At 66.9% G+C, this 10,331-nt stretch carries 10 protein-coding genes; 5 read left to right on the top strand and 5 right to left on the bottom strand.

What is annotated here, in order from left to right:
• Positions 1 to 555: 555 nt before the first annotated feature.
• From IAE56_RS19250 to IAE56_RS19240, 3 genes are all read right to left on the bottom strand, one after another.
• A complete protein-coding gene (locus IAE56_RS19250; RefSeq protein WP_200753634.1) occupies positions 556 to 903 on the bottom strand; it encodes a DUF6616 family protein in 348 nt (115 codons plus the stop codon).
• Positions 904 to 997: 94 nt separating this feature from the next.
• Positions 998 to 1,741, bottom strand: a complete 744-nt coding sequence (locus IAE56_RS19245) for a DNA alkylation repair protein (protein ID WP_200753633.1) — start codon at positions 1,739 to 1,741, stop codon at positions 998 to 1,000.
• A complete protein-coding gene (locus IAE56_RS19240) occupies positions 1,738 to 2,238 on the bottom strand; it encodes a MarR family transcriptional regulator (protein WP_200753635.1) in 501 nt (166 codons plus the stop codon). The genes IAE56_RS19245 and IAE56_RS19240 overlap by 4 nt, the downstream gene beginning before the upstream one ends.
• Before the next feature lie 176 nt (positions 2,239 to 2,414).
• Here IAE56_RS19240 and IAE56_RS19235 point away from each other — a divergent pair, with 176 nt between their 5' ends.
• Positions 2,415 to 2,681, top strand: a complete 267-nt coding sequence (locus IAE56_RS19235) for a hypothetical protein (RefSeq protein ID WP_200753632.1) — start codon at positions 2,415 to 2,417, stop codon at positions 2,679 to 2,681.
• Between the two features lie 115 nt (positions 2,682 to 2,796).
• Here IAE56_RS19235 and groL read toward each other — a convergent pair whose 3' ends face one another.
• On the bottom strand, positions 2,797 to 4,446 hold the full coding sequence (groL, locus tag IAE56_RS19230) for a chaperonin GroEL (RefSeq protein ID WP_006473018.1): 1,650 nt from the start codon (positions 4,444 to 4,446) through the stop codon (positions 2,797 to 2,799).
• An 81-nt stretch (positions 4,447 to 4,527) separates the two neighbouring features.
• On the bottom strand, positions 4,528 to 4,815 hold the full coding sequence (locus tag IAE56_RS19225) for a co-chaperone GroES (RefSeq protein ID WP_079223700.1): 288 nt from the start codon (positions 4,813 to 4,815) through the stop codon (positions 4,528 to 4,530).
• A 322-nt stretch (positions 4,816 to 5,137) separates the two neighbouring features.
• Here IAE56_RS19225 and IAE56_RS19220 point away from each other — a divergent pair, with 322 nt between their 5' ends.
• The 4 genes from IAE56_RS19220 (at position 5,138) to IAE56_RS19205 (ending at position 10,275) form a co-directional block, all read left to right on the top strand.
• Positions 5,138 to 6,958 (top strand): endonuclease, encoded by a 1,821-nt coding sequence (locus IAE56_RS19220; protein WP_200753631.1) that lies wholly within the window; start codon positions 5,138 to 5,140, stop codon positions 6,956 to 6,958.
• A gap of 67 nt (positions 6,959 to 7,025) precedes the next feature.
• Positions 7,026 to 7,364, top strand: coding sequence for a divalent-cation tolerance protein CutA (gene cutA, locus IAE56_RS19215; protein WP_200753630.1), 339 nt, complete (start codon positions 7,026 to 7,028; stop codon positions 7,362 to 7,364).
• Positions 7,361 to 9,718, top strand: coding sequence for a protein-disulfide reductase DsbD domain-containing protein (locus IAE56_RS19210; protein ID WP_200753629.1), 2,358 nt, complete (start codon positions 7,361 to 7,363; stop codon positions 9,716 to 9,718). Before cutA ends, IAE56_RS19210 begins: the two co-directional genes overlap by 4 nt.
• Positions 9,715 to 10,275, top strand: coding sequence for a TlpA disulfide reductase family protein (locus IAE56_RS19205; protein WP_200753628.1), 561 nt, complete (start codon positions 9,715 to 9,717; stop codon positions 10,273 to 10,275). The genes IAE56_RS19210 and IAE56_RS19205 overlap by 4 nt, the downstream gene beginning before the upstream one ends.
• Positions 10,276 to 10,331 lie beyond the last annotated feature (56 nt).

Below are 10,331 nucleotides of genomic sequence, written 5' to 3'. Positions count from 1 at the left end.
GTGGGGTGGTGGCGGCGGCGGCGGCATTGGAGGCTGGCTGCCCGGAGGAGGAGGTTGTTACGGCAATTGCCAACCCCCTTATGGAGAAGTTGGGCCGGTCGAGCAGGCTTGACAACCTTCTAAGCGGAACCGAGGAACGGGGCTTGCCGCGAAGTCTCGATTACAGCGAAGTGTAACGACTGACGCCTCGCGATTCATCGCAAGCAAAGTTTAATTGCAGGAAGCCTGGCGCAGACTCCCGGCTTTTTCATTTCAACGCGTGTGCAATATTTCGCCGTGCGTTACGAATGCCGCGGTCGCACTCGACGTTCTTCGCAGGCATCTACACTAAATGGATTGCCACCGAAAAAGGGCGACCGGCTCTGGAAGCCCGTGCAACAGAAGAGACGTTTGCCAGCCGGCGCCGCATGTTGCGGCGGCGGCTGGCATATCGTCCGCGTTCCATGGCGCGCGGTGCGTGGGGACTCAAGGGTCCACCGGTCTACTGGGGAGCCGCCGGGCATGGCCCGGCGCTACCTGGGTGCGTGGGAGGTTTCATCCACGCATGGCGTGGATCTATTGCGGTGCGTGGGTCGCCAGATCGTGCAGGTGCTGCGGCATGGCGTCCACGGCACCTACCGTGTTGGTGGTGGTGAAGTACTCATGCCAGCCTGTGGCGCTGATGCCGGCGACCAGTGCATCGGCGTCGGCGCGGCTGGCGCACTGCCAGACGGCGTAGAACTGTTCGGCGCTGCCATGCGGTACATCACGCGCGATGCGGCCCATGGCCAGCGGCGTGATGCGCGCCGCGTCGAACTGCTGCATGCCGGCGCCGATACGGGCGAAGAAGGCGTTGGGCTGTTCGGGCGGGAGTGCTGCCCAGGCGGTAGTGGCGGTGTAGTGCTCGATGAGGATGTGGGGCATTGGGGCCTTCCTTGGGGTGGTGGTTTGCCGGGTAGAGTCGAGCTTGCTCGACTGCCCTTCGCGCGCGATCTACGGCAGTCGAGCAAGCTCGACTCTACGGCGTGCTGAGGGAGCGTTGGGCGCGCTTGCGGATGTACGCGTTTGCTGCGCTGCTGTGTTCGCGTTGCCAGCGCGCGCAGAGGTCGCGCACCCACTCCGGTTGCGTCTTGCTGGCATCGTTGAGCCAGTTGCCCACCGAGTCCTGCACGTAGCGCTCGGGGTCGTTGGCCTGTGCTTCCAGCAGCCGAAGTGCGTGCTGCGGTTGTTCCTTGAATAGTGAAATGTGTGTGGCCCAGACGCCGCGTGGACGCAGTGCTTCACAGGCGAAGCGGTGCAGGTAGGGCGAGGCTTCATCCACCCACGGCAGCAGCAGCGTCAGCGCCTGCAGCGGCGCGGCTACGAGGTCGCCTCGTACCGCCAGCCAGGCCCATTCGCGCACGCCGAAGTGTTGGTCGTCAGCCAGTGGCTGTATCGCCTGCAGCTTTTCGCTGAGCCCCAACGTGGCATCACTGCCGATGAGGTAACAGGCCCAACCGCGCACGGTGTCGGAGGGATGCGACTGCCAGTGGGTGACATCGCCCTGCCCCGCTTCGCGCAGCAGTGTTGCCGCCAGGGCCATGCGCTGGGTGATGCCCTTGTTGGCGGCATCGCGCATGCGCTGCACGGCGGCGTCTGGCAGCGCCGCAGCCGTCTGCAGCAACGTTGCGAAGTCCACCGCAAGGCACTCGGCCAGATGCGTGCTGGCGACCAGACCGGTGTCGAGTTCGTGCTGCCGCGCCGCGCTGATGGCCTGACTCACGGCGTCGCGTCCCGACCGCTGTCGGTGTGCTGCCAGACTTTGGTCAGCAGATGTGAGAGCTGCGCCTGTTCACTGGCGTCCAGGGCGTTGAACAGTCCACCGATCCACTGCGTGTGCTGGTTGAACAGTTCCTCGGCCAGGCGTCTGCCGCGTGCTGTCAGCACGATCTGCAGGCGGCGACCGTCGTCGGCATCGTGCTTGCGCTGCAGCAGGCCCTCGCGCTGCAGGCCATCCAGCAGGCCACTGATGGTGGCGCGGGTGACGCCTGCGCGCTCGGCCAGTTCGTGCGGTGGCAGCGTGCCGCCGGCGCCATGCAGCAGGAACAGCACGATGAAGCGGCCTTCGCTGAGGCCATGCGGTGCGAGGCGTGTGGCGCAGTCGCGGTCGATGGCGGTAGACAGGGAAAGTAGCTGAAAACAGAGACGTAACTGCGCCAGGTTGGCGTGGCCGCGACGGCCGGCTTCGTCGATGAGGGCGGTGTGTTTTGCTTCCAGCATTTCGGCCACCGATGTGATTAGGCGGCTAATCATATTTTGAAGATAGGCGGATTCCAAGTGCTTCATCCACGCATGGCGTGGATCTACTGGCCGCCGGACCGAGGCGGCACGGGGTTTACGCGACCTTGGCGGGCGGCGCAGTATAAGAACCAGACACCCGTCTCTCTGGACCCCGCATGACCCCTTCACAAGCCGATGCCATTGCCAGCGCCGTGATGCAGCCCGACCACCGGCGTGACCAGATCGCCGCGCGCCAGCAGGAGGAGATGCTGCAGCTGCAGCGCCAGCGCAGGGCGGCCGCCATCGGCCTGGTCGGCATGGCCGCAGGCGGGTTGATTGCCTACCAGTTGGGGCTGCCCTGGGTGAAGGGCGTGCTGTATGGCGGTGTGCCCACCTTCTTCATCGCCAAGGTCTGGCTGGATCGGCGCGCGTTGCGCGGTTAATGCCGCACGGTTTATCCACGCATGGCGTGGATCTACCCGAGGGCATCGCGATCCAGACCCACAAAAAAACCCCGCCTTCCGGCGGGGTTTTTCATTACGTCGGGAACGCGTGGACTTAGAAGTCCATGCCGCCCATGCCACCCATGCCGCCCATGCCACCCGCGCCGCCCATGGCCGGCTCGTCCTTCTTCGGAGCTTCGGCAACCATGGCTTCGGTGGTGATCATCAGGCCAGCGATCGAGGCAGCGTTCTGCAGCGCCGAACGGGTCACCTTGGTCGGGTCCAGGATGCCGAACTGCAGCATGTCGCCGAACTCGCCGGTAGCGGCGTTGTAGCCGAAGCTGCCAGTGCCTTCCTTGACCTTGTTGATGATGACCGACGGTTCTTCACCGGCGTTGGCCACGATTTCGCGCAGCGGGGCTTCCATCGCACGCAGGGCGATCTGGATGCCGTGGTTCTGGTCTTCGTTGGCGCCCTTCAGGCCAGCCAGCGAGGTGACCGCACGGACCAGGGCAACGCCGCCGCCCGGGACCACGCCTTCTTCAACGGCTGCACGGGTAGCGTGCAGGGCGTCGTCGACGCGATCCTTCTTTTCCTTCATTTCGATTTCGGTCGAAGCGCCGACCTTGATCACGGCAACGCCGCCGGCCAGCTTGGCCACGCGTTCCTGCAGCTTCTCGCGGTCGTAATCCGAGGAGGTGTCCTGGATCTGGGTCTTGATCTGGCCGACGCGTGCGTCGACGGCAGCCTTGTCACCCACGCCATCGATGATGGTGGTGTTTTCCTTGGAAACCTGCACCTTCTTGGCGCGGCCGAGGTCCTTGATGGTGGCCTTTTCCAGCGACAGGCCAACTTCTTCGGAGATCACGGTGCCGCCGGTCAGCACGGCCATGTCTTCCAGCATTGCCTTGCGACGGTCGCCGAAGCCCGGAGCCTTGACGGCCACGACCTTGACGATGCCACGGATGGTGTTGACGACCAGGGTCGCCAGCGCTTCGCCTTCGACTTCTTCGGCAACGATCAGCAGCGGCTTGCCGGCCTTGGCGACGCCTTCCAGCACCGGCAGCAGGTCACGGACGTTGGAGATCTTCTTGTCGTGCAGCAGGATGAACGGGTCATCCAGGTCAGCGGTCTGCGACTGCTGGTTGTTGATGAAGTACGGGGACAGGTAGCCGCGGTCGAACTGCATGCCCTTGACCACGTCCAGCTCGTTGTCCAGGCCCGAGCCTTCTTCAACGGTGATCACGCCTTCCTTGCCGACTTCCTTCATCGCGTCAGCGATGATCTGGCCGATCGACTCGTCCGAGTTGGCCGAGATGGTACCGACCTGGGCAATCGCCTTGTCGTCGGCGGTCGGCTTGGAGATGTTCTTCAGCTCGGCAACGGCGGCCACGACGGCCTTGTCGATACCACGCTTCAGGTCCATCGGGTTCATGCCGGCGGCCACAGCCTTGGCGCCTTCGCGGATCAGGGCCTGGGCCAGCACGGTGGCGGTGGTGGTGCCGTCGCCAGCGTCGTCGTTGGTGCGGGAAGCAACTTCCTTCACCATCTGCGCGCCCATGTTCTCGAACTTGTCAGCCAGTTCGATTTCCTTGGCGACGGAGACGCCGTCCTTGGTGATGGTCGGAGCGCCGAAGCTCTTTTCCAGCACGACGTTGCGGCCCTTCGGGCCCAGGGTGGCCTTGACGGCATTGGCGAGAACGTTGACGCCGCGCACCATGCGCGAACGGGCGTCTTCACCGAAACGAATATCCTTGGCAGCCATTGCGATTACCTCGATGTTTGCGCCGGGCCGGGCCCGGCGACGAAAAGGGATGTCTTACAGGAAAGCAGGTCGCGCCGAGGCTCAGCCGATGATGGCGAGCACGTCGTCTTCGCGCAGGACCTTGTACTCGACGCCTTCGCTCTTGTACGAGCTGCCGGCGTACTGGCCGTAGATGACCTTGTCGCCGACCTTCAGCGACGGAGCGCGCACGGTGCCGTTGTCCAGGGCCTTGCCCGGGCCGACGGCGACGACTTCACCCTTGGTCGACTTTTCCTTGGCCGAATCCGGAATGACGATGCCACCGGCGGAGATTTCGTCGGCTTCGATCGGCTTGACCACAACGCGGTCGTGCAGCGGCTTGATGCTCATGTGAGACCTCTTAAGTTATTGATTGGTCTAAAAAAGTCTGGCGATGTTAGCACTCACCCCAGGTGACTGCCAGCATTGCGCGTGAAAAAGCCCGACAGGTCGGGAGCAGGACAGAGATGGAGCTGCCCCCGGGCCTTTCAAGCCCCGCCACGGAAAATTTTTCCACGGTGCGCTGCGGCGGGGGACAGACGGTCGGGCCGACAGGTTCCCGTATTTTTGGTGACCCACGTCGCAGTGTCAGATATCTGACGTTCAGTTACGGCAAAGTGTCACGCGTTCGGCCTTAGGCTCGCCCGGCGTTCCCAATCACAAGGAGTAGTCGATGCGATTGCTGTCCCCGCTCGCCGCCGCCTGCCTGCTGGCGCTGGTCGCCGCGCCGGCCCAGGCCGAGGTCTTCATCAACGAACTGCACTACGACGACAGCACCCCGGCCGGTGACGTCGGCGAAGCCATCGAAGTGGTCGCCACCGCCGGCGAGGACCTGTCCGGCTACCGCCTGTACCTGTACAACGGCGCCAACGCCTCGGCCGCCGTGGTCTATGACAACAAGCCGGTGCCGGCTGGCAGCGCCGCCGGCTGCGGCAGCGCGACGATCGCCGTGGTCACCTACCCGACCAACGGCCTGCAGAACGGCCCCAACGACGGCATCGCCCTGGTCGACGCCAGCGGCAAGGTGGTCCAGTTCCTCAGCTACGAGGGCGCCATCACCGCCTCCGGTGGCCCCGCCGCCGGCATGACCAGCCAGAACATTCCGGTTGCCGAAACCAACAGCACCGCCCCGGGCACCTCGCTGCAGCTGACCGGCAGCGGCAGCCAGTACGCCCACTTCACCTGGGCCGAGTCGGCCGGTGAGACCTTCGGCCGCTGCAACAACAACCAGACCTTCAACGGCGGTGGCGGCACCCCGGGCGGCCCGAACACCCCGCCGTCGGTGACCACCACCACCCCGGCGCAGGGCAGCAGCACCTTCCCGGCCGCGGCCGATCTGGAAGTGGTGTTCAGCGAGACGGTGAACCTGGCCAGCGGCGCCTTCGCCCTCAGCTGCGGCACCTCCGGCAGCGTGCCGCTGACCTGGCCGGCCAGCGGCAAGACCGTGAAGCTGTCGACCAACACCGCCCTGGTGGCCGGTGAGGCCTGCCGCTTCGACATCCGCGCCTCGCGCATCACCGACAGCCAGGGCGCACGCCCGGCCGCCGACAGCCGCATCGCCTTCACCGTGGCCAGCACCACCGGCAACCCGGACCCGGGCAATCCGGACCCCGGCAATCCCGGCAACCCGGGCACCCCGGCGGGCTACTACTCCAAGGTGAACACCTCCAGCCCGAGCCAGCTGCGCTGCTCGCTGCACGAGACCATCAAGGGCCACACCGCTTACCCGTACAGCGGCTCGGGCACCAGCACCTGGACCATCCTGGAAATCGCCGACGAAGATCCGAACAACAGCGGCAAGATCCTCGACGCCTACCGCAACCACAGCTACACCAAGGTGAGCAGCCGTGCGGGCACGGGCAGCGGCCTGACCTACAACCGCGAGCACACCTGGCCGAACTCGCTGGGCTTTGCCAGCACCACCGGCGACAAGGGCCTGCCGTACGCCCCGTACACCGACACCCACATGCTGTACCTGACCGATGCGCAGTGGAATGCCGACCGCGGCAACAAGCCGTTCGGCAAGTGCGATGCCAACTGCGGCGAGCGCGCCACCGAGGCCAACAACGGCCAGGGCGGCGGCAGCGGCGGCTACCCGGGCAATTCCAACTGGGTGCGTACCCCCGACGGCAACACCGGCACCTTCGAGGTGTGGGGCAAGCGCAAGGGCGACATGGCGCGTGCGGTGATGTACATGGCCATCCGTTATGAGGGCGGCAAGGATGCGGCCACCGGCCAGTCCGAACCGGACCTGGAACTGACCGACGACCGCAGCAAGATCGTCAAGACCAGCAGCTCGCCGGCCTACATGGGCCTGCTGTCGACCCTGATCGACTGGCACCTGTCCGATCCGCCGGATGATGCCGAGCGTGCGCGAAATGACGTGATCTACTCGTTCCAGGGCAACCGCAACCCGTTCATCGACCACCCGGAATGGGCCACCCCGGGCCTGTTCACCTCCGCCAAGCCGGCCACCTGCCAGCTGGCCAACTGACCGCGCAACGCAGCGGTCCACGCCGCCGCCGGGTCCTGACCCGGCGGCGGCCCTATACTCGGCGGTCATGTCGACCGTCGATCCCGTCCTGCTGCTGTTGACCACCTGCCCGGACCGGGCCAGTGCCGAGCGCATCGCGCACGCGCTGGTCAGCGAGCGCCTGGCTGCGTGCGTCACCCGGTTGGAAGGAGCGCAGTCGACCTACCGCTGGCAGGGCGACGTCACCACCGACGCCGAACTGCAGTTGCTGGTGAAGACCACGGCGACTCGCGTCGATGACGCAATCGCCCGCATCGTCGAACTGCATCCGTATGAACTCCCGGAGTGCATCGCGGTCGAAACCCGGGCCGGCCTGCCGGCGTATCTGGACTGGATCCGGGCGCAGACCCGGGAGGACACCGATTGATGAAGTTGTTTGCTCGTGGCGCCGCGCTGTGCGCCCTGCTGTGGCTGGCCCTGCCGGCCTTCGCGCTGGATGAGAAGGACCTGCTGCCGGTCGACCAGGCGTTCGCGCTGACCGCCAGTGCGCCCGAACGTGGCCAGATCCAGCTGCAGTTCAAGATCGCCCCCGGCTATTACCTGTACCGCCACCGCACCAGCGTCAAGGCCGACCCGGCCTTCAATGCCGGTGCGCTGCAGATGCCGGCCGGCAACAAGCACCACGACGATTTCTTCGGCGAGGTGGAAACCTACCGCGAGCGCCTGCAGGCCACCCTGCCCGGCGTACCGACCGATGCGGCCGGCACCATCAGCCTGGAAGTGCGCTACCAGGGCTGCGCCGATGCCGGCGTGTGCTACCCGCCGCAGAAGCGCGTGGTGCAGGTGACCCTGCCCGGCGCGGGCGGCAAGGCCGCGGTGCCCACCGCGCGCGTCACCGGCGTCACCCCCTTCAACAACCCGCTGGCCGGTGCCGGCAGCAACGGCGGCCTGCGCCTGCCGGGCGCCAGCAACACCCAGGCGCTGCCGCTGCCGTCGGAACAGGCGTTCGGCTTCGATGCCATCGCCAGCGACGGCAATACCCTGCTGCTGCGCTTTACCCCGGCGCCGGGCTACTACCTGTACCGCGACCGCACCTCGCTGAAGCTGGAAGGCAGCACCGGCGTGCTGGCCGACAAGCCGCGCTGGCCTGCCGCACAGGCGCACCGCGACGAGCACTTCGGTGATGTCTCGGTGTACTTCAACCAGGTGGAAGTGCCGCTGCCGCTGCGCCGCACCCGCACCGAGGCCGTGGACAGCACCTTGGTGGTGACCTTCCAGGGCTGCCAGACCGATGGCATCTGCTACCCGCCGATGACCCGCCGGGTGAAGCTGTCCATTCCCGCCGGCAAGCTGACTGCCGCCGCTGACACCGCCGCCGCTGCACCGGCCGCCGCCAGCGACACCCCGCGCGAAGACGCCGACGGCACGCCGCGCCGCCTGCTGCCGACCGTACCCAACGATGCCGCGGACGCCGCCGGTGACAGCGCCGCGGGAGGCGATGCCTTCGCTGCCGATGCGCAGCAGGACAACGCCAAGCGCACCAAGCCGCCGGGCAGCGTGCCCAAGACCGACAGCTCGCTGCTGTGGGTGCTGCTGCTGGCGCTGGGCGGTGGCCTGGTCCTGAACCTGATGCCCTGCGTGCTGCCGATCCTCTCACTGAAGGTGCTGAGCCTGGCGCAGAGCGGCGAGAGCGCCGAGCGCGCCCGCAGCCATGCCCTGTGGTACACGCTGGGCGTGCTGGTGGCGTTCGCGGTGATCGGTGCGCTGATGGTTGGCCTGCGCATGCTCGGCAATGCGGTGGGCATCGGCTTCCAGCTGCAGCACCCGGGCGTGGTGGCGGCGCTGGCCTACATCATGTTCGCCGTCGGCCTGAGTCTGTCCGGTGTGTTCACCATGGGCGGCGGCATCGGCAACTTCGGCCAGTCGCTGGCCCGCCGCAGCGGCCCGGCCGGTGATTTCTTCACCGGCGTGCTGGCCTGCGTGGTCGGCAGCGCCTGCGTCGGCCCGTTCTTCGGCCCGGCCGTGGCCTATGCCTTCGTGGCCCCGCCGATCGCGGCGATGCTGGTGTTCCTGTTCCTCGGCCTCGGCCTGGCCTTGCCGTTCCTGCTGATCGGCTTCGTGCCGGCGCTGGCCCGCCGCCTGCCCAAGCCGGGCCCGTGGATGGAAACCCTGAAGCACGTGCTGGCCTTCCCGATGTATGCGGCCGCGCTGTGGCTGCTGTGGGTGCTGGGCAAGCAGCGTGGCGTGGACGGCATGGCGCTGGCCCTGGGCGGCCTGCTGCTGCTGACCGCCGGCCTGTGGCTGTTCGAAACCAGCCGCTGGCGCAGCAAGCGCGGCGCCAGCCTGCTGGGCGTGCTGCTGGCCTTGGCCGCGCTGGGCCCGGTGTGGGGCGTGACCCAGCTGCAACCGCCGGCACGTGCCGCGCAGGCGGCCAGCGACAACGTGGTGGACTATTCGCCGCAGATGCTGGACCGGCTGCGCGCGGACAACCGCGTGGTGTTCGTGAACATGACCGCCGACTGGTGCGTGAGCTGCAAGGCCAACGAACGCGCGGTGCTGTCGCGCCCGGAGTTCAAGGAACTGCTCAAGCGCACCAACGCGGTGTACATGCGCGGCGACTACACCAACGTCGACCCGCAGATCACCGCGTTCCTGGATGAGCACAAGGCCGTGGGCGTGCCGCTGTACGTGGTGTACGGCCCGGGCGCACCGCCTACCGTGCTGCCGACCCTGCTGACCCAGGCCCTGGTGGAAGAAGCGCTGCTGCGCACCGCCCGATGAGTTGGCAGCGGCCCGCACTGCTGTGGACAGCGGTGCTGGCCGCCGGCCTCGGCCTGTGGGCCGGGCATCGGTTGACCCCGGCGCCTGCGCCGGTGGCTTCAACGCCTCCTGCTGATGTGGAACCCCCGATTCCTGCCCTGCGCGCCGGTGATGCCCTGCCGGCGCTGGTGCTGTCTGGTGTGGACGGGCAACCGCTGGATATCCGCCAGCGATTCAGCGGCCGGCCGCTGCTGGTGAACGTGTGGGCCAGCTGGTGTGGGCCCTGCATCGAGGAGATGCCCGAGCTGGCCCGCTTTGCCGAAGCGCAGGGCGAGCGTGGCGTGCAGGTGCTGGGCCTGGCACTGGATACGCCAGAGGGCGTGGCGGATTTCCTGCAGCGGGTGCCGGTGGATTACCCGATCGTGCTCGACACCCCGGGCCCGCGCGATGCCAGCGTGCAGCTGGGCAATGCGCAGGGGCTGCTGCCGTACAGCGTGCTGTTCGATGCGCAGGGGCGGATGGTGAAGGCGAAGCTGGGACCGTTCGAGCACGGTGAGATTGCAGGCTGGGTGGAGTGAGGGTGTTTTGCAGGGCTTGCAGCCCTGCACCTGCAGAAGCCGAAGCAAGAGCGGCA

It is taken from the genome of Stenotrophomonas sp. S41, from assembly GCF_016624625.1.
In the GTDB taxonomy this organism is placed as follows: Bacteria; Pseudomonadota; Gammaproteobacteria; order Xanthomonadales; family Xanthomonadaceae; genus Stenotrophomonas.
The sequence above is the reverse complement of the archived record's forward strand: the minus strand, read 5'-3'. Positions and strand labels throughout refer to the sequence as shown.

Coding starts and splice junctions, on each gene's coding strand:
- IAE56_RS19250 (WP_200753634.1), bottom strand. CDS start 903: ATGCCCCACATCCTCATCGAGCACTACACCGCCACTACCGCCTGGGCA.
- IAE56_RS19240 (WP_200753635.1), bottom strand. CDS start 2,238: ATGCTGGAAGCAAAACACACCGCCCTCATCGACGAAGCCGGCCGTCGC.
- IAE56_RS19235 (WP_200753632.1), top strand. CDS start 2,415: ATGACCCCTTCACAAGCCGATGCCATTGCCAGCGCCGTGATGCAGCCC.
- groL (WP_006473018.1), bottom strand. CDS start 4,446: ATGGCTGCCAAGGATATTCGTTTCGGTGAAGACGCCCGTTCGCGCATG.
- IAE56_RS19225 (WP_079223700.1), bottom strand. CDS start 4,815: ATGAGCATCAAGCCGCTGCACGACCGCGTTGTGGTCAAGCCGATCGAA.
- IAE56_RS19220 (WP_200753631.1), top strand. CDS start 5,138: ATGCGATTGCTGTCCCCGCTCGCCGCCGCCTGCCTGCTGGCGCTGGTC.
- cutA (WP_200753630.1), top strand. CDS start 7,026: ATGTCGACCGTCGATCCCGTCCTGCTGCTGTTGACCACCTGCCCGGAC.
- IAE56_RS19205 (WP_200753628.1), top strand. CDS start 9,715: ATGAGTTGGCAGCGGCCCGCACTGCTGTGGACAGCGGTGCTGGCCGCC.